Below are 22,833 nucleotides of genomic sequence, written 5' to 3'. Positions count from 1 at the left end.
GGGGCCGCGCGTGACAGTCGTCGCCGTCTATCTCGTCATCACATTCGGTCTCGGCGGCCTCGCGATGGCGCTGCGTCTTCCTCCTCTGGTCGGGTTCCTGGCGGCGGGATTCGTCATCAATGCCCTCAACGTCGAGGACTTACCGCAACTGGACGTGCTGGCCGATCTGGGCGTCACGCTGTTGCTCTTCGCGATCGGACTCAAGCTCAACGTTCGCATCCTGCTGCGCCGCGAGGTATGGCTGACCACATCGGTGCACATGCTGGTCAGCGTCGTTCTCGGCAGTGTCGCCTTATGGCTGGCCGCCGTGGCGGGGGTGTCCATGCTGTCCGGCCAGAGCACGCAAACGATCGCCCTGCTCGCCTTCGCGCTGTCGTTCTCCAGCACGGTGTTCGTGGTCAAGGTGCTGGAGGAGCGGGGTGAATCGCATGCGCTGTACGGCCGCGTCGCAATCGGCATCCTGGTCATGCAGGACATCGTCGCGGTGGTCTTTCTGACCGCAACCAGCGGTCACCTGCCCAGCCCGTGGGCATTCACGCTGGTGCTGCTGTGGCCGCTGACCCGACTCGTCCGCAAGATCTGGAGTCGCTTGGGCCACGGGGAGATGCAGTCGCTCTTCGGGATCGTGATGGCGTTGGTGCCCGGGTACGCGCTGTTCTCCGCGGTCGGGCTGAAGGGTGACCTCGGTGCCCTGATCATCGGCGTGCTGCTGGCGTCGCATTCGGCGTCCTCCGAGCTGTCACGCTCGTTGTTCCACATCAAGGAACTGCTGCTCGTGGGGTTTTTCGTATCGATCGGCCTCACCGGCCTGCCCGATCTGCCCACGATCGGCGTCGCGCTGGTGATGGTGCTGCTTCTGCCGTTCAAGGCCGGCTGGTATGTGATCCTGCTGTCGCGCATGAAACTGCGATATCGCACCGCCTTGCTCGCTGGGCTCGGCTTGATGAACTACTCCGAGTTCGGCTTGATCGTGGTGTCGGTCGGAGTCTCGGCGGGGCTGCTGGAGCAAGCCTGGCTGGTCGAGATGTCGATCGCCGTGGCCATCAGCTTCGTCCTCTCGGCACTGGTGAACGGTCGCGGACACCTGATGGTGGAAAAGATCGCGGCGCGGTTGCCCGCTCAGGACGAGAACAGCCTGCACCCCGAGGAACGCCCCGGTGACGCCGGCGACGCAGAGGTCGTGGTGATCGGCATGGGCCGTGTCGGATACGCCGCTTACCAGCGAATGACCGATCACTACGGTCTTCGGGTAGTCGGTGTCGACTTCGACGGACCCCGAATCCAACGGCTCGCGGACGACGGCCTGCGGGTCATCGAGGGTGACGCCACCGACCTGGATTTCTGGCACCAACTACGTCACTCCGAGTCAGTGCGTATCGCCGTGCTGGCCATGCCGCGTCACGGGGCCAATGTCACCGCACTCGCGTGTCTGCGTGAGTCCGGCTTCAGCGGCAAGATCGCGGCGGTCGCCAGATACGACGATGAAGTCCAGTGGGCCAAGGAACACGGTGTGGACATCGCCTTCAATGTCTACGCCGGCGCAGGCCTCGAGTTGGCCGATCAGGTGTCCGACGACGAAGCACCCCGCGGGCCGGTTCCACGGTCCGACGACGTGCCCACAGGGGAGTTTTGACATGAATCTGCCGGAACGGCTGCCTGCGCAGCGGGAACTGTTCGCGGTCCCCGACGAGATCGCCTACTTCAACACCGCCAACCTCGCGCCGCACCTGCACGCGGTCCGCGCCGCCGGCGAGGCGGCTCTTGATCAACGAGGCAGGCCCTGGACGATCACGCCCGAAGATTGGTTCACAGATGTCGAACATCTGCGCGGCTTGTTTGGTCGGCTGATCGGTGGCGACGCAGACGGTGTCGCGTTGATTCCCGCAACAAGCTACGGGTTCACCGTCGCCGCCCAGTGCGCCAACCTCTCCGCAGGACGGCGCGTTCTCGTGCTCGCCGAGGAGTACCCGTCGGGGATCTACACCTGGCGACGGGCTGCACGCCATACGGGTGCCGAAATCCTCACGGTGGCAGGACGACCCGACCACGATTGGACGAAAGCAGTTCTCGCCGCGATTGACGAGACGGTAGCTGTGGTGAGTGTGCCCAACGTGCATTGGACCGACGGCACGTTGATCGACCTAGTCCGCATCGCCGGCGCCGCCCATGACGTCGGCGCGCTGTTGGTGATCGATGGCAGCCAATCGGTGGGTGCGTTGCCACTGGATGTCGACGAGCTTCGCCCGGATTTCGTGATCAGTGTTGGCTACAAGTGGCTGCTTGGCCCTTTCGGCCGTGGCTACATGTGGATCGCCGAGCCGCACCGGGGCGCAGAGCCGGTTGAGGAGAACTGGATCTCGCGGGTCGACTCGGAGGACTTCGCTCGCCTGGTCGACTACCGCGACGACTACCAGCCTGGTGCGCGTCGCTTCGACGTCGGTCAGCGAACCTGCTTCGAGTTGACCCCGATGGCCATCGCGGCGCTCGAGCAGATCCTTGACTGGGGTGTGGGACGTATCGCGAGTTCTCTGGAGCGAATCACCACACAGATCGCAGACAGCCTCAGCAGCACGCGTTTAGAGCCCACACCGGCGGGGCTTCGCAGTCCGCACATGCTCGGCGTTCAGATACCTGAATCGAAGCGACGCGTCATCATCCCGGCCCTGGAGGACGCCAATTGCTATGCGGCGCTCCGTGGATCGTCCCTGAGAATCGCACCCCACCTGCACACCACAATCGCCGATATCGACAGACTTGTCGAGATCCTGACCACGATTTAGACTCAATCCCGCTGTGCTCCATGCTTTTTCATCACAGCACCGAATTATGACCAGCCGGTGAGGATGGGTGTTGGCCGTCTAACCGCTGTCGTTCGTACGATCCGCCGCGGCGACACATCCGATGCGTCACTGTGACATAACCCGCTATGGGACAGCATCATTGGGAGGATGCGGCTGTTCCGATCAGACGAGCTACGGACAGGGGAGTTGGAAAGCGTCGAGCCGAATATTCTTGATGAGCGTCGAGAGGCCGAGCGGCTTGGTCACCGCGCACATCGCAGCGAGCTGGTCGGGGTTCACGTATTCGGCATGGAACACAGCCTTATTCGCGGCCAGGAAGTTGTCTTGATATTGCGTGCACTCGTTGAACGTGAAGCATTCCTCATTGAGGGCCCAGTCGAAGTCAGGCACGAGATCGGCGAGCTGGTCGACGTTGTTCTTGAGTCCCACTGACAGACCACGCGCATGGGCTTCAGCCGCGATGAAGCGGTTGTAGTCGAGTTGATCGGCCGACGTCAGCTCGAAGCCGGTGTCGTTGCCGAAGCCGTCGACGTTGTCGGGCTCCACACCGTCGCAGCCGCGCGCCGCCGCGAGATCGAGCCGTCGCTGCATGAGCGTGCGAACCTCAGTGCTGCGTACGTCGAGCCACAGTTCGTCTTGAAAAGGGGTATCGAGAGGGCCGCCCTTGACCGCCGCAGGTAAGTCGGAGACGTCGGGGCGGAATCCTTCCCAGCTGCCGGCGCTGAAGTAGCAGATGACTTTGCGACCATCGGCTTTCAGCGTCGCCAGTTCTTCGTCGGTCGTGGTGAACAGATCGACGTCGTAGGCGGCGACGTCAAACGACGTGTCGATAGGCAAGCCCGACAGCTGCCACTGCCATGTCGTGCCGACAGGCGGTCGCCACACCGTTGCGTTCGATTCGCCTGCTCCGTCAACGCCGCTGCACGCAGCGATGGTCGTGAGAGCGAGCGCGCCGTACAGAAGGCGTGGCGCGATAGGCATGCGTCCCACTCTGATACCTCTCGGATGCGGGCGCCAGGCTGGCGATACCGGCGATCGGTGCGACATCAATTGATCTCCAACAGCCCTGCAGCCCAAGCTACTTCGTCACAGTGACATATTGAGGTGATACGCCGGTCCGGGCGAGGGAGTGACTTTCGACCGTCCACGATCAGCGTTTGGTTCGCGACCGCAGTGCGAAAATGGCGAAGGCCAGGAGGATGGGTCCGGCGAGGCGAACGATGGCATTCACAAGATCACCGGGCCATTTCGTTGTGATGAGTGAGGTACCAGAGCCCTCCAGCAGCGAGACGCTCTCGCGCGCGGCGTAGTCGAGTGCAACACCGAACGTCGGTCCTACGGGTGGTGGCGGAGAGGTATAGGTGACCTGCCCGCCGATCGGGTCTATCGTTGCGATCTGAGCGGGTGGTGGTGTGACCGTTGCAAAGCCGGGCGTGGTGTACAGCAGCGCTGCACTGAAAATGACGAGAGCAAGGGCGATCAGGGCGCGGGTTGTGCGCGAACTGTATCCGGACACGATCCAGTACCCATATAGGACTGCGCGTTCCACCCACGAAGATGGCAATTGCATCGTATCTGCCAGCCCTGTGGGCTTGCGACCAGCGAGTCGGCGCATCTCCATCTCGCCGTAGTAGAAGTCGGCGGCGCCCGGTTCGTTCTTCGCGTCCTCCATACCTTTTCGGAGATCGCGGTAGATGCCGGCGATTTCTGGCGCAGGTACGAACCCACGACGAGAGGCCTTGTCGCGGCGACCCATGTGGTGTCGCCGCCAATCAAGTTCCTCAGCGATCACGACACGGCGGACCATTGGTCGCCGATGCCACAGACCATTGGTGTGCTGGAACGAGCATCCAGCACCGATTCGAAGCTCGTCGAGGCCATGAGCCAGCGCGAACTCGCAGTCGTCCAGCGCAACGTCAGATACGACCAATCCACGAATGTCAGCCCGGGCCAGCGAGGTCAACCGGCATCGAGATGGCAGTCCGGATAACTCGTCGGCGAGCTCGCTTCTGAATTTGGCGGCCGCCGCAGTAGCCGCTTGCGCAGTCGATTCAGGTTGGGATTGGGCAGTCGAAGGGGGGATACGGATCGGCACCACCTCCATGGGCGGCGCACTGGTAAAGATACTGCCGCGCAATAACTCCGAAGCGCTCAAATCGACGCGGTCACAATGCAGTGCCAGGTACGCGCCCTCTCTGGCTTGCAATCGGGAAGCGTTGACCTCGGTCGCGGTGATAGAGATGCGACCCCTAACCATCAATTGCGCCTTCTCCAATGAGACGGTGGCGGCGACCCACGGTCCTGGGTCGGGCTGCACAAAGACGGCCCGTGAAAATGAAATATGCCGCGCGACGGCCTGTGTGAAGCAGGCTTCGCCGCTGAAAGTTGTCCGGTCGAACGTGGCGTCCCTGGTGAAGGTCGCTTCGTCGAACCACGCGTCACAGCGGAAGGAAGCCCTATCAAAGTGGGCCTTGCCGGTGAAGATCGCGCCGTCGAACCTGGCATCTCCGGTGAAGGCGGCGCCATCGAACCAAGCACCGCGCGCGAATATCGTCTCGGCAAAGGTGGCGCATTTCTCAAATGTCGACGATAAAATGCGAACCTCGCCGGCAAAAATGGCGGCGGTGAAGTCGATGTCGTCATCAAACCTGCAAGACTCCAACCGAATCTGTGGCAGCTCAGCCCCGTGAAAATCACCAAGGCGGCCCGATATAAGTGCGCCGCGGATGTATATCGGCGTCCCAGCGTCGACGCCCCATGGATTGCCAGACCCGGAGAGCAGCGCTCGTAACACTGCTGACCGGATACAGCCGTCGCCGTCGGACCCGGCAACGCCACCGACGCCATGGCCATCCGTGCCGAGGAATTCGCAGAACTCTCCACGCGCCGCCGCTTCTACGAGCTTTTGCTCAGCGGCAGTGAGCGGCTCAAACTCTTGCACGTCGAAAAGCATGCCTCAGTTGAGGCGGGCGACGGACCGTTTCGACGTCTGGATCAGGTGCGGGACAAAAGGTCGCGAGGGCGAGAGCACCGACCACAACGTGTAGCGCGATAAGCAGGCGTTTCACCGTGACACGTCATCGGCGACCTACTGCACGTAATGCTATTCAGTGGACGTCGGGGTTGCTCGGAGCGGACCGCACTACCGCGACCGAGCATTGCCGACGAGCGTGACCGCGAGCAGCGCGGCTGTTGTGGTCAAGACCGCCGCGACGCCAACGTGCTCGTAAACGAGCTGCGACCAGAGATCCCGACAGGATGCCAAACCTCTAATAGACCAGTAGCACAAGGTAATTCGTCACTGTGACGTATCGTACCGGTAGGGGCGGGAGGGGAAGAGCGGTCGATGAGGGCCGACTTGAGCAGGCGGACTCAAGGATCTGGCCTCAGGCAAAATTCACTCGGCGAACGACTCGCGTCACCGCCACCGCGACGGCGCACAACAGAGGACTGCGGGCGGGTAGGTGCTGACTTGGTCGATGCATGTCACCATCCGAGACACCGGTGCGACAGACTGCGCAAGAAGCGGTCCGTGCACCGCAACCGGGTGTACCTGCCGGTTCATAAAGTGCCGATAAGCCACATTATGTCAAGTAGTAAGTGGGTTATTCGCATGTAATGCGAGTCCGATAGCGTCGCGGCAGGTGGTTCAAGGGGCCAAAATGACAGCTCCACGTCTGCGCGCGCTTGGCCCGAGAGTTTGCCTGGCTTAACGTGGAGACACTATGGGAACTACGACGCATTCGCCTCTGCGACTCGTACACAACGACATTGGCGCACAGCGTCGGAATGGGATCTCGACTCCTTCTCACCGCGCTTGGCTGAGACTTCGGAGCTGCGACCGAAGTGTCTTGCGCCCATACCTCGCTCCCCAACTTCAGATGTTCAATAATTAGCGCTCCCGCGTTGGAATCCATCTCAGGCGCGGTTGGTACTCAGACTGCCAGCAGCGAAATGAATTCCAGGCGTCGACGCCCCGACCCGCTTCATCGAACGACTCGATTCAAAGGTCGCTGCGCATCTCGACGTTCCCCGCCTTCGACGGTTCCTCTTATCCACCCTTGGCTGGCCCACCTGCCAAAATTCGGGTTGTGGTCACGCCACGATCTGATGAATCGTGCGATACCGGGTAGCCTTGAAGACCGGAATCAAATTTGCGACAGCAAGGACAGCGACAGCGCGGTATCGCGAGTTTGGCTGATATCTATCGATATCGGCATGCATGTGGTTACCTACTATGTAGTAGCTGTATCTGCCTGCGTGGGGCGGGCGACAATTCGGGGGGAATCGCTTGAAACGATTATCGAAGAGGTTGTCCGTGGCGATCGCTGCGACCGCGCTAACGGTGGCCGGCTGCTCGTCGAACAGTCAACAGAGTGACAAGGCCGAATCGTCGAGCGTCGAAACACCATCGGCGGACTCGAGCGTCCGTGTGAAGGACAAAGGTGTCACCGCCAGGGGCGGTACCGTAGACGTGTTGTCAGCAACTGAGTTTTCTTCGTTGGATCCCGCGAACAACTATTTGAGCGATTCGATGGCGGTGGGTCGGCTCATCTATCGCACGTTGACGTTCATAAAGGACACCCCGGGCGAAAACCCGTCGATTCAGCCTGACCTGGCCGAGTCCCTGGGGACTCCGAGTGACGACGGGCGCACTTGGACCTACAAGCTGCGTTCGGGGCTGAAGTATGAGGATGGCCGGCCGATCACCGCGCAGGACATCAAATACGGGGTCATGCGCTCCTTCGATCGTGACGCCTATCCCCTCGGTGCAACCTGGATGCCTGACCTGCTGGCGAACGAAACAGGATTCGAAAGCCCCTATGCCACACCGGAAAAAGACCTTACTTCAGTTGAGACCCCTGATGACAGGACGTTGATCTTTCACTTCGCCGGGCCCCAGCCCGACGCGAACTGGATCACATCGCTGTCCTACACCTCACCAGTGCCCAAGGACCGCGACACAAAACAGGACTACGGCAGTCGCCCAGTCGCATCGGGGCCGTACAAGATCGAGACCTACGATCCCGGTAAGTCTCTCGTGTTGGTCCGCAATGAGAATTGGTCCTCTGCAACCGATCCCAACCGACCCGCATATCCCGACCGATTCCAAATCGAACTGAACGTCGACCGGGCGGCGGCCAATCAGCAACTCCTCTCTGGCGACGGCGAAAGAGCCTTCGCGGTCCCGCTGGGATACCTCTTGCAGGTCGACAATTATTCGAAGCTCGACGATGCTTCGGTGAAACCGCGAGTCATTGACGGGCCGGGCCCGTGCGTCAACTACATCGCGATCAATACGCAGAAACTCAAGGATCCTGACGTCCGGCACGCGATTGCACTCGCGATCGACCGGCGAGCCATCCAAGCCACTAACGGCGGCGATCTGTCCGGCCCCGTAGTCGATTCACTGATCCCGCCCAACATTCCCGGCTTTACCGCACCGGACCTCGCGCTCTCCCCCGGCGGTGATCCCGACGCGGCGAAGAAGCTGCTCCGGGGAAAGGCGGTGCCCCCGCTGCACTTGGCCACTGCCGGCGACCCGGACGAGGCCAACCAGATTCGGGACAATCTCAAGGCCGTCGGACTGGAGGTCATCGTCGACGTTCACTCCGATGACGACATCGATGCTGTCATATCCGCCGACGATGCACCGGAGATGACCGACTACCCCGCCTGGTGTTGGGACTGGCCCACCGCGGCGGCGATTGTTCTGCCGACACTCGGACCCAACACCGAGGGCACGAGCTGGGCATCGACCAACTACGCCAAATACTTCGATCCGAGGTTGTCCGGGGAACTGCAGGCGCTGAGGTCGTCGTCGGAGGAACCTGCCGCAGTCGCCAAGAACTTCGTCGAGATCGCCAACGAAATCCAAACCACAGGATGGCCGATCCTACCCACGGTTCTCAACAACGACCCAGAGGTCGTCGGCGCAAACGTGACCAACGTGGGCATTTCACCGATCTGGGGGTCGGCCGACCTCAACACTCTCGCAGTCAAAGCAGCGCAGTAGCTAGCTAGCGCTTCCGAGGATTTGACCGCCAACTACATTGAGACCGGACACCTGATATTGCCCCGTCGTGGTGCGAAGCCAACTGCAAACAAGGGACGCGGTCGCCTTCAAGACGCTCTACGGGTGGGGCCTACGCCGCAACGAAGTCCGCCGCCTGCAGCTGATCGACTTCTCGCAAAACGCCCGGGCCCCGTTCTTCGCTGAATGGGTTTCGAGGCGATCGTGATGGCGGCCATTCTGGCGCTCACCGCGTGCGGCCTGGGCTCCATCCTGTCCTGGACCGTGCGGACGACGCTCGCTCATCTCGCGGCCGTCGGGTCGCTGATGGTGCGCGCACTGCCGGTGTTGCTCCTGACCTTTCTGGTGTTCTTCAACTCGCCGGTGTGGCTCATGGCCGGCGTCGTCACCCGCACGCGGATGTGGCTCGCGATCGGGTTGCTTTCGCTGACCGCCGCGGCCTTCGTCGTGGCCGTCACCGTCGACCGGTTCAAGCCGCTGCTAGCGGCTCCCGATGCTGCCGAAGGGCGCAATGAACAACTGGCCGACACACCGTTCTCGGCGATGCCCGATCCCCCGAAGACTGCGCCGTTGAGTCGTGTCGAGCGGCTCAACGTGATGTTCGTGCTGGCCGTTTCGCAGCTCGCACACATCCTGGTCGTCGCCATCGTCATCGCCCTGATCTTCTTTGTTCTCGGCCTGATCCTGCTATCCCCCGAGGTGCTCGCGGCGTGGACTCGAAACGGGTCGAGCGACGGAATTCTTCTGGGCATGACGATCCCCGTCCCGCAGGCGCTGATTCACGTCACGATGTTCCTGGGCGCCCTGACGTTCATGTATGTGAGCGCACGGGCCGCAGGCGACGGTGAATACCGCACGATGTTCCTCGACCCGCTGAGCGACGACCTGCGGCTCACTTTGGTGGCGCGGGGACGTTATCGGGCCGCCGTTCCGGCGCGCTGACGCAACCGAGGTCGCGGATTACCGCACAATATGCGCGTGTCCGATATGCGGGACGTCCACGAATGGTTTCTCCATCGCGGGCTGCCACTGGTCCTGACGCGTCGGGTCCGGTCCCGTGCGCTGATGGAACGGTCGGCGCCGATGGTCAGCGGAATCGGCGCGGTGATCGCCCTGACCATGACGCTGAGCGAGTTGACCGACGGCGACCCGGACTACGGCTACGCGATCCGACTCGGCGTGCTCACCGCCCTCCTGATCGCCGCGCCGTTCGCGCTGTATCTGCTTCACCGCTCGGGAACGACGCGCAGTGAGGCGGGCCGAACTTCGGCCGCGTTACTGGTGATGGCGTTGTTCGTCTTCGGCCTGCCGTTCGCCGACAGCGGCTTCTCCGGGATCGCCGCGGCCGAGATCGTCGGGTTCGTGGTTGTGGCAGTCCTGGCGATCTGGCTGACGTACGTCGGTATCGGGTCAATTGTGCTGTGGGCCTTCAGATTCGCCTGGCTTCAGGTAGGCGCTCTCGGCACCCTGATGAGCCGTGCGTTGCCGCTGCTGATGTTGACCGTCGTGGTGTACTTCACCGGCGAACTGTGGCAGTTGGCGGCACGCATGACCCGCCAGAGACTCTGGCAGACCATCGGATTCCTCGCCGTCGTGGCGATCATCTTCATGGTGACCACCATCCGCGATGAGGTGAAGGCGCTGCGCGATGATCGGGCCGGGCAGACGGACCCCGCCAAGCTCCTCGAAGGCACGCCGCTTGCCACCGCGGACGGTCACGCGCCAACGCGCACCGCGCTGTCGTTCGCCGAACAGGTCAATGTCGTTGCGGTGATGGTGGTTGCGCAGGCTATCCAGGTGGTGTTGTTCACCGCGGGCTTGTTCGCGTTCTTCGTCGCGCTCGGAGTCGTCGCGGTGCCCGACGATGTGGCGGTGCTGTGGGCGTCGGAGGAAACGTGCGCTGTCGGTGTACCGCCTTGTGCGGGTACATGGTTCGGCATCCACGTGCCGATAGCGCAGACCGTCGTGCACGTGTCGCTGTTCGTGGCTGTGCTGTCCGGCTTGTACTTCACCGTCAGCACCAGCGTCGATCCGATCTACCGGGAGCGGTTCTTCGACCCACTGATCTCCGACGTCGCGGTGAGCCTTGCAGGCCGCGACGCCTACCTCGAGATGGCTGAATCGGGTTGAAGCGAGTAGCTGTTGGCCAGATCGTCCTGCGTCACGGTGGCGATCTGGTCGGTGGTGTCGACACGAAGCGTCCTTGTCGGCGTTCGCGATTCGTAGCGCCAACCGGCGGGCAGCGAAAGGCGGCTTGCCAGCCCCGTCAGATCAGCCAGTGACAACGTGCGATCGACAGTCTGGCTCCATGTCTGCATGACCCAGCGCCGACCGTCGGGGTCGACGAGTTCATAGATCTCGCGGCCGGCGTCGAAGGTGAACAGCGCCTTGCGGTCGACCCGGTTCGGCTGGTACGGCGCCGGGTTCATCGACGCCAATTTCACGGTCGCCTGCTTGATCATCTCGAGACCGCCGAACGTCTGGTGTTCAAGATCATCCCGGGTGCGCTTGCCGATGCCACTCATCAACCAATATCGCGGTCCGTTGAGAAATGCGGCCACCGCACCGTTCTCCGCGGCGATGGCGGTCGCGTCCAATTCGTCCCACAGTTCGGCCGGGCAGTCGTTGAGCGGAAATGTGTTGTACACGGTCGCCTCGGGTCCCGATCCTCCGGTTTGGACAAGAAGGACTTCGCCATAGCGCTTCCCGAATACGTCGCCGATCAAAGGCATATCGTAGTTAGCCACATTGCGAAATTACGTCCCCTGGCCGCGCGGGCGTACCCAAACTGTTACTTCCGGCCGGGTGCCGGGGTGCGGGCATATTGCCTGTAGCGACGTCAGTGCAGGTCAACCGCCCCGGCCGGCCTTAATTGACGACAACGACCATTTCGGTGGCAAGTCTCGAATTCATAACTTAAACTTCGCGGCAGCAACGTACCCGAGTGGTCGACGTGACCACACCCAGGCTCGGAAACGCGATGCGACCACAGGGTGAAGGGATTCAAACAATGAAGAGACTTCTTGTTTCCACAATTGGTGCATTGGCAGTTGGTGCAGTTGGTCTGGCAGTGGCCGCGCCCGCTTTGGCGGATGACGCCGCGTTCTACAGCGCGGTCCAGGCGGGTGGCATCGAGCCCAACGACGCGGCGCTGCAGATGGGCCAGGCGGTATGCAACGAGATCGCGGCGGGCATCCCCGAGGGCACCACGGTCGTTGCGATCTACACGAACACCAGCAACGACATCACTGCAGAGCACGCACAGGTGCTCTACGACGCAGCAGCCGCGAACCTCTGCGGCTGAGCTGAGTTTGGACCTGGCCCAGTACCGCTACAGGTACTGGCCCAGGTTCGACTCGGTGTCGATCGCGCGTGAGGCGCTCGACGACTTCCCGGTAACGAGTGTGCGGATGTAAACGATCCGCTCGCCCTTCTTGCCCGAAATCCGTGCCCAGTCATCGGGATTCGTGGTGTTGGGCAGATCTTCGTTCTCGGCGAATTCGTCGACGATTGAGTCGAGCAGGTGCTGGATGCGGAGACCAGGCTGCCCCGTTTCCAGCACCGCCTTGATCGCGTTCTTCTTCGCGCGGTCGACAACGTTCTGGATCATCGCGCCGGAGTTGAAGTCCTTGAAGTACATGACTTCCTTGTCACCGTTGGCGTAGGTGACCTCCAGGAACCGGTTGTCGTCGATCTCGGCGTACATCCGGTCGACGACCTTTTCGATCATCGCCTTGAGGCATGCCAGACGGTCGCCGCCGAACTCGGCGAGATCGTCGGCGTGCACGGGCAATTCCTCCACCAGGTACTTGGAGAAGATGTCCTGAGCCGCTTCGGCGTCCGGGCGCTCGATCTTGATCTTGACGTCAAGGCGGCCGGGCCGCAGGATCGCCGGGTCGATCATGTCCTCGCGGTTGGAGGCGCCGATCACGATGACGTTCTCGAGCCCCTCGACACCGTCGATCTCCGAGAGCAGCTGCGGGACAACGGTCGTTTCCACGTCAGAGCTGACGCCCGTGCCGCGGGTACGGAAGATCGAGTCCATCTCGTCGAAGAACACGATCACCGGAGTGCCCTCGGACGCCTTTTCACGGGCGCGCTGGAAGATCAGCCGGATGTGGCGTTCGGTCTCGCCGACGAACTTGTTCAGCAGCTCGGGGCCCTTGATGTTGAGGAAGTAGCTCTTCGCCTCGCGGGCGTCGTCACCACGGACCTCGGCCATCTTCTTGGCCAGTGAGTTGGCGACCGCCTTGGCGATCAGCGTCTTGCCGCAACCGGGAGGGCCGTAGAGCAGCACACCCTTGGGCGGCCGCAGCGAGTACTCCCGGTAGAGCTCCTTGTGCAGGAACGGCAACTCGACAGCATCGCGGATCTGCTCGATCTGCCTGCCGAGCCCGCCGATGTCGTTGTAGCTCACGTCGGGGACCTCTTCGAGGACCAGATCCTCGACCTCGGCCTTCGGGATGCGCTCGAACGCATACCCGGCCTTCGTGTCGACCAGAAGCGAGTCGCCCGGCCTCAGCTTGCGCGGACGGTTGTCGTCATCGTCGTCGTACTCTTCGGTGTCCTCGGGCAGGAATTCGGCGGCGACCAGGGGCTCGGCCAGCCAGACAATGCGCTCTTCGTCGGCGTGCCCGACTACCAGCGCACGATGTCCGTCGGAGAGGATTTCCCGCAGTGTGCTGATCTCGCCGACGGCCTCGAAGTGACCGGCCTCGACCACCGTCAGTGCCTCGTTGAGGCGAACGGTCTGTCCTTGCTTCAGAATCTTGGTGTCGATGTTCGGGGAGCACGTCAGCCGCATCTTGCGGCCGGAGGTGAACACGTCGACGGTCTCATCGTCCTGAACCGACAGCAGCACGCCGTATCCGCTCGGCGGCTGACCCAGCCGGTCGACCTCCTCACGCAGCGCCAGCAACTGCTGCCGCGCTTCCTTGAGGGTTTCCATCAGCTTGGCGTTGCGGGCTGCGAGCGAGTCGATCCTGGCCTCGAGCTGGTGCACATCGCGGGCGCTGCGCAGACCGCTTTGCGGTCCTACGGCGCTCTCGATTTGCTCGCGCAGGAGGGCCGCTTCGCGGCGCAGTTCTTCGAGTTCGGCAGCCTCATCGCTGGACATACCGGACTCGTGGGGTGTCCCAAATCCTTCAGAACGCTCGGACTCGCTCATGTTGCGCCCCTCCCCGCACCTGATGTTGGTGCAGTAACAACTTCAAAGCTACCGGCGATTCAGCCTTTGTGTGCGCTCTAGGAATTCGACACACCAGCAACACTTGTTAACCTCATTCGTGAGTTGGGCCCATCGAAAGGACAATTGTGACCCTGAAAGCCCTCGTTAGCGGGGCGGCAGCAGCCGTCGCCATCGCCGGTGCCGCCGCAGGTGTGACGTCTCTTGCATCCCAAGATGTGATGAACACCCCGCGCGTTGCCCCGGTCGTATGGGACATCCCGATGCCGGAGGCGCCCGCGCCCGACCTGCAGGCTCCCCTGCTTCAGACACTGCAGGCACTCGGCGGGCCGGGCTCGTCCGCCGGCAAGGCGCCGTACATCCAGGGCGGCATCGGCCGGATCGAAGGCCGTGTCGCCGACTCGAAGCTGGCCCAGGCGCAGGCCGAAGGCAAGTTCCCGCTGTCGTTCAGCGTGGCGAACATCGACCAGAACGGCGCCGTGGTGACCGCTGACGTCACCGCGACCGCCGCAAACGGCGGGGTCGCGAGCCAGAACATCGCATTCGTTCCCGGCCCGAGCCCCACCGGCTGGCAGATGTCCAAGCAGTCGCTCATGGCGTTGATGTCGGCTGTCGGCTAGGCCGCCTATGCGCCGCACTACCGGTGCCGTGATCCTGAGCGCCGCCGCAATTGCGGCGGCGCTCGGGCTTGGCGCATGCAGTGCGAAGAGCGAAGAAAAACCGGCCGACGCAACGGTCCAGACACCGCCCCCGCCTGGTCCCGTCCAGGAACCGGTGCCCCCGCCCGGTGCTCCGCTGCCGCCCCCGACCGCGCTGTCGGACGTGATGAACCGGATCGCCGATGCCAACGTCCCCGGCGCGGACAAGAGCGGGCTGATCGAATCCGCTATGCCCGCTGACGGCGCCGCGATGGACAAGTTCGGCCAGGCGCTGCGCCAGAACGGCTACACCCCGCTCAACTTCGAGGCCCGGGATCTGCGATGGGTTCAAGGGTCCTCCGACACCGTGTGGGCCGAGGTGTCGCTCAAATCCGCAAGCCCGCAGGCCGGCGACTTCTCGTATCCGATGGAGTTCATCCTCACGGACAACGCCTGGCAGCTGACGCGCCGCTCCGCCGACGAATTGCTGCAACCGGGTGCGGACACCCCGCCGACGCCGAGCACCACTGCGCCGCTGGCGCCGCCGAGCACCACTGCGCCCCCGGCGCCGCCGCGATAGTCGGGATGTCCGATGTGGATCGGTTGGCTCGAATTCGATCTGTTGCTCGGCGATGTGCACTCGCTCAAGGAGAAGCGCTCCGTCGTTCGCCCTGTCGTCGCCGAGCTGCAGCGCCGGTTCGCGGTGTCGGCCGCCGAAACCGGCTCCCAAGAATTGCATCGCCGTGCGGGCGTCGGCATGGCGGTGGTGTCGGCCGACCGCGCCCACCTCGTCGAGGTGCTCGACGCCGCTGAACGTCTGGTGGCATCACGACCCGAGATGGAGTCGTTGTCCGTCCGGCGGGGTCTGCGGCGCAGCACCGACGACTAGACGCTCCCGCCGATTTGGCGCTTGCGCCGCAGCGGCATGGGCGCGATCGCACCCGGCGCCAATTTACGCACGTTGATCAGAAATGCCGTGTGCCCCCGCATTGTGTGTTGCGGGCGCACGGCGAGGCCGACGACATGCCACCCGCGCTGCATGCTCTCCCATGCCCGCGGCTCGGTCCAGCATTTCTGTTCGCGCAATGCCTCGACCGTCCGCGAGAGTTGGGTCACGGTCGCGACGTAGATCATCAGCACCCCGCCCGCGACGAGCGCGTTGCCCACCGGTTCGAGCACCTCCCACGGCGCCAGCATGTCGAGCACCACCCGGTCGACCTCGGGACCCGCATAGTCGGCGACGTCCGCGATCACCAGCGTCCAGTTGGGCGGGCGCTCGCCGAAGAACGTGGTGACGTTGCGCTCCGCATGCTCGGCGTGGTCCTCGCGTACGTCGTAGGAGGTGACCTGTCCGTCGGATCCGACGGCGCGCAGCAGCGAGCATGTCAGCGCGCCCGAGCCGGCACCGGCCTCCAGGACGCGTGCGCCCGGGAAGATGTCTCCCTCGTGCACGATCTGGGCGGCATCCTTCGGGTAGACGACCTGTGCGCCGCGGGGCATCGACATCACGTAGTCGACCAGCAGCGGTCGCAGCACCAGGAATTGGTCGCCGTTGGTGGATTTGACCACGCTGCCCTCGGGCAGGCCGATCACGGCGTCGAGGTCGATGATCCCGCGATGGGTGTGGAACTCACCGCCCGGTTTCAGCAGCATCGTGTAGTGCCTGCCCTTCGCGTCGGTGAGTTGTACACGATCACCGACGGCGAATGGTCCGGTCCTGTTCACAGCAGTTCAGCCTGCCAGTCAACGCGCCGTGACGGGTGCGCGGGGTTGTCAGACTGTCGCCATACGCTGGACTCATGACAGATGCGCCGGAGCCGACCGCCATTCGGCGTCCGGCGCTGTCGCCGTCGCGGGCCGCGGACTTCAAGCAGTGTCCGTTGCTCTACCGGTTCCGCGCCATCGACCGGCTGCCCGAACCGTCGTCGACAGCGCAGGTGCGCGGTTCAGTCGTGCACGCGGCGCTCGAACAGCTCTACGCGCTGCCCGCAGCCGATCGCGGTCCCGCCACCGCGATGACGCTCGTCGACCCCGCGTGGCAGCAACTGGTGGCCGCCGCACCCGAACTTGCCGACGAGTTCGAACCCGGACTGCGGGCCGAACTCCTCGATGAAGCTCGCACACTGCTTTCCGGCTACTACCGACTGGAAGACCCGACCCGGTTCGAGCCGCAGAGCTGCGAGCAGCGCGTCGAAGTCGAGCTCGAGGACGGCACGTTGCTCCGCGGCTTCGTCGACCGCATCGATGTCGCGCCCACCGGCGAGCTGCGGATCGTCGACTACAAGACCGGCAAGGCTCCTCCCGAGGCCCGGGCGCTCGCCGAATTCAAGGCCATGTTCCAGATGAAGTTCTATGCCGTCGCACTGTTGCGGTCCCGGGGCGTGCTGCCTGCGCGGCTTCGACTGATCTATCTGGCCGACGGGCAGATGCTGGACTACTCCCCCGATCTCGACGAGCTGCTGCGCTTCGAGAGGACGTTGATGGCGATCTGGCATGCGATCCAATCCGCCGGGGTCACAGGCGATTTCCGCCCCAGCCCATCGCGTATGTGCGACTGGTGCGCACACCATTCCCGCTGCCCGGTGTTCGGTGGCACCCCGCCGCCCTACCCGGGCTGGCCTGAGATTCCCGACGAGGGCTCCGCCGCCGAGGGCGACGTGGTGTTGCGCGCTTCGGAGCCCGCTGCATGATCGACTGCTACTACCGGCGAGTCGGCGCCGACGGTGACTTGCTCGTGTTCGAATCCACCGACGGGACCCGCAGCAACTGGGATCCCGAAATCCAGCACGGCTCACCGCCTCTGGCGCTGATGATCAAGTTGATCGAGGAGATGGCCCCCGGGTCGGGGCTGCGTATCGGGCGCGTGACGCTCGACATCCTCGGGGCCATTCCGGTCACGACCGTGAAAGTGCGGGCCTGGGTAGAACGGCCGGGTAAGCGGATCTCGCTGATGATGGCGGAGATGCTGGCGACGAGGAGCGACGGTACCGACCGTGCCGTCGCGCGGGTCACGGCCTGGCTGTTGGCCACCAGTGACACCACCGATGCGGCCACCGACCGCTATCCCCCGCTGGTCGAGGGTGAGGCAATCGCAGTGCCGCACAGCTGGGTCGGCGCGAAGGGCTACCTCGAAACGGTGAGCTGGCGACGCCAGCCCGAGGGTGGCGAAAGCGGAAACGTGGTGTGGCTCAGTCCCCTTGTACCGCTGGTGGATTCGGAGCCGACGACGGATCTGCAGCGACTGGCGATGGTGGTCGATTCGGCCAACGGCGCGGGTGCGGCGCTGGATCCCGAGGAGTTCATGTTCATGAACACCGATACCGCCGTGCACCTACACCGGCTGCCGGTCGGTGAAGACTTCGCGCTGCGCGCCCGCGGTTCGATCGGACCCGATGGGATCGGCGTGACCACCGCGGAGCTCTTCGACCGCCACGGATTCGTCGGAACCTCTGCGCAGACCCTGCTGGTGATGCGCCGCTGATAGTCACGTGTCGCCATCTCGGGTGGCGCGTCGCGCACGTCACGCGGCAGCTCAATGTCGGACGCGCCGCTACTCCAGCGGTTTCAATTCCTGGAGCATCGTCGGCACCAGTTCACTGACGGTGGGATGGATGTGCATCGTGCGCGAGATCGAGGTGTAGGGCCTCTCAGCCGTCATGATGTCGAGGATCGAGTGGATGACCTCATCGCCGCCGACCCCGAAGATCGCGGCGCCGAGAATCAGCTCGGTCTCGGCATCGACGACAACCTTCATGAAACCCTGTGTCTCGCCCTTCTCGACAGCGCGTCCGACGCGCGTCATGGGCCGCTTACCCACCAACGCTTTTCGTCCCGACTTACGAACCTCGTCGACCGTCATACCGGCGCGGCCCAGCGGCGGGTCGATGTAGAGGGCGTACGTGGGGATCCGGTCGCTGACCCGACGTGGATCGTCATCGAGCAGGTTCGCCGCGACGATCTCGAAGTCGTTGTACGAGGTGTGGGTGAACGCGCCACGTCCGTTGCAGTCCCCCATCGCCCAGATGTGCTCGACATTCGTACGCAGCTGGTCGTCGACGACGATGTAGCCGCGGCGATCGGTCTCGACCCCTGCCGCCTCGAGCCCGAGGTCATCGGTGTTGGGCTGACGCCCCACGGCCATCAGCAGATGGGTCCCGGCAATCGGCTGCGCCCCTTCACACGGGGTCACTTCGAAACCACTGCCGCGCTTGGCAAAACGAATATCGTCGGCGTCGACGACCACATCGATGCCCTCGGCCTCCAAGATCTCCTTGATGGTCGCTGAGACGTCCTCGTCCTCGCGGGAGGTCAGTCGCGGGCCCTTTTCGATCACCGTCACGTGGGCACCGAAGCGGCGGTACATCTGCGCGAACTCCAGGGCGATGTAGCTGCCGCCGATGACAACCAGATGCTCTGGCACCGTGTCGAGTTCGAGGATGCCCACATTCGTCATGTAGTCGATGTCGGCGAGGCCGGGCATATCGGGCGCCACCGCGCGACCGCCGACATTGAGGAAGATCTTGTCTGCCTCGAGAACCCGATCATCCACCCTGATGGTGTGCGGGCCTTCGAAACGGGCATGGCCGCGGATGAACGTGGCGCCCTTCATGCCGTTGAGCCAGGACTCGACGCCCTCGCGGTCGCCGCGCACGATCTTGTCCTTGCGTGCCTTCACAGCGGCCATCTCGACACTGATATCGCCTGTGCCGATGCCGTATTCGGCCCCCCGACGCGCAACGTGGGCGGTGTGCGCACTGGCGACCAGTGTCTTGGTCGGAATGCAGCCGGAGTTGACGCAGGTGCCGCCGACGAGCTTTCGCTCGATCACCGCTACCGTCTGACCGGCCTCGGTGAGCCTGCCCGCCAGCGGCGGACCGGCCTGGCCGGCGCCGACGATGATCGCGTCGAATTTCTCTGCCATAGACCGCGGGTCAGACCAGGCTGACCAGGAAGGCGATCAGGAAACCGCCGCCCACTGCCACCACGTCTTCGATGAATGCGCCTGGCCGGTCCTTACCGTTGTTGGCGTCATAGAGCTTCTGCCTGACCGCGGCCCCGCCTAGCGTGCCGAGCACTGCACCGACAATGCCTGCACCGGTCGCACTGAAGGTATGGAAGAACGCACTGCCGATCACCGCACCCGCGAACGCACCCATGATGAGCCGGGCGGCGAATTGCGGCGCAGTCTTGCGGCTCGGCGTCTTCGGAAGTTGATCGGTGACGAGTTCCACCAGCAGGAAGATCGTGAGGACGGTGACGGTGATCGGATGGGCCACCCACTCCGACCATTTGCCGTCGACGTCGATCCAGCCGAGGAAAGCCCCCCAAGCGACAACCGCCGGGGCGGTCAGCGCCCGCAATCCGGCGATCACGCCGATCAGCAGAGCGAGCACGATAACGAGGACCTGCGTCATGCCAACCTCCGTACCGGTGAAAACGACACCCGGACGCTAACACGCGTACAGCGCGGTGACTTGTCGAACTAGAAGCGGCAGAACCGGATGTCGGACGCCAGGATCGCCTTGGCGCCGATGGCCGCAATCTTGTCCATGATCGCGTTGACGTCGCGGCGCGGCACCAGCGCTCTCACGGCCACCCACGCCGGATCGGCGAGTGGAGCGATGGTGGGCGATTCCAGTCCCGGGGTGACCGCGGTGGCCTCCTCGAGCACGGTGCGCGGGCAGTCGTAGTCGAGCATCAGATACTGCTGCCCGAACACCACACCCTGTACGCGCGCGGCCAGTTGGTCACGGGCGGCCGCGTTCTCGGCCGTCTCATCACCAATGTCCTCGCGCTCGATTAGCACCGCCTCCGAATCACACAGGGGTTCACCGAATGCCGCCAGGTCGTGCAGTCCCAGGGTGCGGCCCGAGCCGACCACGTCGGCGATGGCATCGGCGACACCGAGCTGGACGGAGATCTCGACGGCGCCGTCGAGCCGGATGACCGTCGCCTCAATCCCCCGCGCGGCCAGATCTTTTCGCACCAGATTGGGAAAGGCCGTCGCAATTCTCTTGCCTGCGAGGTCTTCGACGCGCCACTGCGCATCGGCGGGCGCCGCGTAGCGGAATGTCGACGACCCGAAGCCCAAGGCGAGTCGCTCCCGCACCGGCGCGTCGGATTCCCAGGCCAGATCGCGGCCCGTGATGCCGAAGTCCAGCTGTCCCGACCCGACGTAGATCGCAATGTCCTTTGGCCGCAGGAAGAAGAACTCGACGTTGTTGGCCGGGTCGATGACCGTCAGGTCCTTGGGGTCGGTGCGGCGCCGGTATCCGGCCTCCGACAGGATCTCGGCGGCCGAATCCGACAGGGTCCCCTTGTTGGGCACGGCAACGCGCAGCGTGTTCATAGCTTGGAGTAGACGTCATCGAGGGACAGGCCGCGGGAGATCATCAGCACCTGGGTCCAGTACAGCAGCTGACTGATCTCGTCGGCCAGCTCCTCGTCGCCTTCGTGCTCGGCGGCCAGCCACACCTCGCCGGCCTCTTCGAGAATTTTCTTGCCGAGCCCGTGCACGCCACCGTCGAGCGCCGCGACCGTGCCGCTGCCCGGCGGGCGGGTGCGCGCTTTCTCGCTGAGCTCAGCGAACAACGCGTCGAAGGTCTTCACGGGACGCGATTGTGTCACGCCGCCGCGAGCAAAGTCACGGCAGTTTCGCCGCTGTCGCCGCGCTCAGGTGGCGGCCTTGGGCGACTCTTGGTGCAGGATCTGGCCGTGCATATCCTCCAGCGACACGCCCTTGGTCTCCATCACCCACCGCCAGACGAACAGGCCGGACAGCACCGCGCAAAGCCCATAGAAGCCGTAGGCGATGCCCAGGTGGTCACGCAGCCCGGGGAACGTGACGGTGATCAGCCAGTTGGCCGCCCACTGGCCCGCAGCGGCGAGCCCCAGCGCGGCGGCGCGGATGCGGTTGGGGAACATCTCGCCGAGTAGCACCCAGACCACCGGCCCCCACGACATGCCGAACGAAACGACGAACAGATTGGCGGCGATCAGCGCTATCCAGCCGGGTATGTCGTCCAGATGCGGCGTCCCATCCGGGTTCAGCGTGGAATTGGCGAAGATCACCGACATGGTGATCAGGGTGACCGCCATGCCCGACGATCCGATGAGCAGCAGAGGCTTGCGCCCGATCTTGTCGATCAACGCGATGGCAATCAGCGTGGTGAGCACGTTGATCACCGAGGTGATCACGGTGTTGATGGCCGCAACGTCGGCGCTGTATCCGACTGCCTGCCACAGCACGTTGGAGTAATAGAAGATCACGTTGATGCCCACGAACTGCTGGAAGATCGATAGTCCGAGGCCGACCCACACGATGCCGTAGATACCGCCGGTCGGCTTCTTCAGATCGCGCAGTGACGGCTTGTCCTCGCGTTCCAGGGACTCCTTGATCCGGTCGATGGTGATCTCGAGGTTCTTCTCTCCGAGCAGCATGTTGAGGACTCGCCGGGCCTCCGGAATCTTGTGGCTGGCAACCAGATATCGCGGTGATTCGGGGATGGTGAAGGCCAGGACCCCGTAGAGGATGGCGGGCAGCGCCATTGCAAGGAACATCCACCGCCAGGCGTCGAGTCCGAACCACAGAACTTCGTTGGGCCCACCGGCCAGCCATTGCAGCAAATAGTTGATGGCGAACGACGCGAAAATGCCCAACACGATCGCCAGCTGCTGCAGGGACCCCAGTCGGCCGCGAATGCGCGGCGGCGATGTCTCGGCGATGTAGGCGGGCGCGATGACCGAGGCCACGCCGACACCGATTCCGCCGACGATGCGGAACAGCACCACTGTCCACACGTCGTGCGCAAAACCCGTTCCGATCGCGCTGATGAGGAAGAGCACCGCCGCGATCTTCATGACCGAGATGCGGCCAATCTTGTCCGCGATCCACCCTGCCGTCATCGCCCCGGCTGCCGCACCCAAAAGCGCCGAAGCGACGGCGAATCCGAGTTCGGCGTTGCCGATGCCGAAATCCTCTTGGATCGAGTCGACGGCCCCGTTGATCACCGCGCTGTCGTAGCCGAACAGCAACCCACCGAGCGCTGCGACCGAAGCGATTCGGACGGCAGTGCCGCCCGAAGAGAAGTCATCATCGGCTATCGGTAGCGAGCCTTCGTCTCCGACGGGGGCATTGGAGCCTGCCATGGGCGTCCCTTTCGCAGCGTTGCGTGA

At 63.7% G+C, this 22,833-nt stretch carries 21 protein-coding genes; 11 read left to right on the top strand and 10 right to left on the bottom strand.

The window, feature by feature from the left end; all coding sequences use genetic code 11:
- Window positions 1-10 precede the first annotated feature (10 nt).
- Entirely contained in the window at window positions 11-1,633 is a 1,623-nt protein-coding gene (locus AB4Z42_RS16225) for a cation:proton antiporter domain-containing protein (RefSeq protein ID WP_442010219.1), read from the top strand.
- 1 nt (window position 1,634) lies between these two features.
- Complete coding sequence (locus AB4Z42_RS16220; protein ID WP_442010218.1) at window positions 1,635-2,780, top strand: aminotransferase class V-fold PLP-dependent enzyme; 1,146 nt, start codon at window positions 1,635-1,637, stop codon at window positions 2,778-2,780.
- 192 nt (window positions 2,781-2,972) lie between these two features.
- Here the strand turns inward: AB4Z42_RS16220 and AB4Z42_RS16215 are convergent, their stop codons facing one another.
- Window positions 2,973-3,782 (bottom strand): endo alpha-1,4 polygalactosaminidase, encoded by an 810-nt coding sequence (locus AB4Z42_RS16215; RefSeq protein WP_442010217.1) that lies wholly within the window; start codon window positions 3,780-3,782, stop codon window positions 2,973-2,975.
- A gap of 169 nt (window positions 3,783-3,951) precedes the next feature.
- Entirely contained in the window at window positions 3,952-5,742 is a 1,791-nt protein-coding gene (locus AB4Z42_RS16210; protein ID WP_442010216.1) for a pentapeptide repeat-containing protein, read from the bottom strand.
- A gap of 1,536 nt (window positions 5,743-7,278) precedes the next feature.
- Here AB4Z42_RS16210 and AB4Z42_RS16205 point away from each other — a divergent pair.
- From AB4Z42_RS16205 to AB4Z42_RS16195, 3 genes are all read left to right on the top strand, one after another.
- The gene (locus tag AB4Z42_RS16205) at window positions 7,279-8,817 is read left to right on the top strand and encodes an ABC transporter substrate-binding protein (RefSeq protein WP_442010215.1); all 1,539 of its coding nucleotides are present in this window, start codon (window positions 7,279-7,281) and stop codon (window positions 8,815-8,817) included.
- A gap of 204 nt (window positions 8,818-9,021) precedes the next feature.
- Window positions 9,022-9,777, top strand: coding sequence for a hypothetical protein (locus AB4Z42_RS16200; protein ID WP_442010214.1), 756 nt, complete (start codon window positions 9,022-9,024; stop codon window positions 9,775-9,777).
- Window positions 9,778-9,807: 30 nt separating this feature from the next.
- Window positions 9,808-10,965: a hypothetical protein gene (locus AB4Z42_RS16195; protein WP_442010213.1), complete on the top strand. Its 1,158-nt coding sequence runs from the start codon at window positions 9,808-9,810 to the stop codon at window positions 10,963-10,965.
- Here AB4Z42_RS16195 and AB4Z42_RS16190 read toward each other — a convergent pair.
- The gene (locus AB4Z42_RS16190) at window positions 10,938-11,567 is read right to left on the bottom strand and encodes a hypothetical protein (RefSeq protein ID WP_442010503.1); all 630 of its coding nucleotides are present in this window, start codon (window positions 11,565-11,567) and stop codon (window positions 10,938-10,940) included. The two genes, AB4Z42_RS16195 and AB4Z42_RS16190, sit on opposite strands and share 28 nt — an antisense overlap.
- Window positions 11,568-11,878: 311 nt before the next feature.
- Here AB4Z42_RS16190 and AB4Z42_RS16185 point away from each other — a divergent pair, with 311 nt between their 5' ends.
- On the top strand, window positions 11,879-12,139 hold the full coding sequence (locus tag AB4Z42_RS16185) for a DUF732 domain-containing protein (protein ID WP_442010212.1): 261 nt from the start codon (window positions 11,879-11,881) through the stop codon (window positions 12,137-12,139).
- 27 nt (window positions 12,140-12,166) lie between these two features.
- On the opposite strand, the gene arc is transcribed toward AB4Z42_RS16185, so the two are convergent.
- Window positions 12,167-14,002 (bottom strand): proteasome ATPase, encoded by a 1,836-nt coding sequence (gene arc, locus AB4Z42_RS16180; protein ID WP_442010211.1) that lies wholly within the window; start codon window positions 14,000-14,002, stop codon window positions 12,167-12,169.
- Between the two features lie 146 nt (window positions 14,003-14,148).
- Between arc and AB4Z42_RS16175 the strand changes: the two genes are divergently transcribed.
- The 3 genes from AB4Z42_RS16175 to AB4Z42_RS16165 are packed head-to-tail and all read left to right on the top strand — an operon-like array spanning window position 14,149 to window position 15,547.
- Entirely contained in the window at window positions 14,149-14,640 is a 492-nt protein-coding gene (locus AB4Z42_RS16175; protein ID WP_442010210.1) for a hypothetical protein, read from the top strand.
- A gap of 28 nt (window positions 14,641-14,668) precedes the next feature.
- Window positions 14,669-15,238: a hypothetical protein gene (locus tag AB4Z42_RS16170; protein WP_442010209.1), complete on the top strand. Its 570-nt coding sequence runs from the start codon at window positions 14,669-14,671 to the stop codon at window positions 15,236-15,238.
- A 12-nt stretch (window positions 15,239-15,250) separates the two neighbouring features.
- Window positions 15,251-15,547 carry a DUF503 domain-containing protein gene (locus AB4Z42_RS16165; RefSeq protein ID WP_442010208.1) on the top strand — a complete coding sequence of 99 codons (297 nt, stop codon included), beginning with the start codon at window positions 15,251-15,253 and terminating at the stop codon, window positions 15,545-15,547.
- Here AB4Z42_RS16165 and AB4Z42_RS16160 read toward each other — a convergent pair.
- Complete coding sequence (locus AB4Z42_RS16160) at window positions 15,544-16,383, bottom strand: tRNA (adenine-N1)-methyltransferase (RefSeq protein WP_442010207.1); 840 nt, start codon at window positions 16,381-16,383, stop codon at window positions 15,544-15,546. The genes AB4Z42_RS16165 and AB4Z42_RS16160 overlap by 4 nt on opposite strands.
- A gap of 74 nt (window positions 16,384-16,457) precedes the next feature.
- Between AB4Z42_RS16160 and AB4Z42_RS16155 the strand changes: the two genes are divergently transcribed.
- Together AB4Z42_RS16155 and AB4Z42_RS16150 are read left to right on the top strand one after the other, a co-directional pair.
- Entirely contained in the window at window positions 16,458-17,348 is an 891-nt protein-coding gene (locus AB4Z42_RS16155) for a RecB family exonuclease (protein WP_442010206.1), read from the top strand.
- Window positions 17,345-18,139 carry a thioesterase family protein gene (locus AB4Z42_RS16150; protein WP_442010205.1) on the top strand — a complete coding sequence of 265 codons (795 nt, stop codon included), beginning with the start codon at window positions 17,345-17,347 and terminating at the stop codon, window positions 18,137-18,139. Before AB4Z42_RS16155 ends, AB4Z42_RS16150 begins: the two co-directional genes overlap by 4 nt.
- Window positions 18,140-18,208: 69 nt before the next feature.
- Here AB4Z42_RS16150 and AB4Z42_RS16145 read toward each other — a convergent pair whose 3' ends face one another.
- From AB4Z42_RS16145 to AB4Z42_RS16125, 5 genes are all read right to left on the bottom strand, one after another.
- Complete coding sequence (locus tag AB4Z42_RS16145; RefSeq protein WP_442010204.1) at window positions 18,209-19,579, bottom strand: FAD-containing oxidoreductase; 1,371 nt, start codon at window positions 19,577-19,579, stop codon at window positions 18,209-18,211.
- Window positions 19,580-19,589: 10 nt separating this feature from the next.
- The gene (locus tag AB4Z42_RS16140) at window positions 19,590-20,072 is read right to left on the bottom strand and encodes a DUF4126 family protein (protein ID WP_442010203.1); all 483 of its coding nucleotides are present in this window, start codon (window positions 20,070-20,072) and stop codon (window positions 19,590-19,592) included.
- A gap of 68 nt (window positions 20,073-20,140) precedes the next feature.
- Complete coding sequence (hisG, locus tag AB4Z42_RS16135) at window positions 20,141-21,007, bottom strand: ATP phosphoribosyltransferase (RefSeq protein ID WP_442010202.1); 867 nt, start codon at window positions 21,005-21,007, stop codon at window positions 20,141-20,143.
- Window positions 21,004-21,285 carry a phosphoribosyl-ATP diphosphatase gene (locus AB4Z42_RS16130; protein WP_442010201.1) on the bottom strand — a complete coding sequence of 94 codons (282 nt, stop codon included), beginning with the start codon at window positions 21,283-21,285 and terminating at the stop codon, window positions 21,004-21,006. Before AB4Z42_RS16130 ends, hisG begins: the two co-directional genes overlap by 4 nt.
- A gap of 45 nt (window positions 21,286-21,330) precedes the next feature.
- Window positions 21,331-22,806, bottom strand: coding sequence for a sugar porter family MFS transporter (locus AB4Z42_RS16125; protein ID WP_442010200.1), 1,476 nt, complete (start codon window positions 22,804-22,806; stop codon window positions 21,331-21,333).
- Between the last annotated feature and the right edge of the window lie 27 nt (window positions 22,807-22,833).

The organism is Mycobacterium sp. 2YAF39, assembly GCF_052114565.1.
Lineage (GTDB): Bacteria > Actinomycetota > Actinomycetes > Mycobacteriales > Mycobacteriaceae > Mycobacterium.
This window is presented reverse-complemented; position numbering and strand designations above follow the sequence as displayed.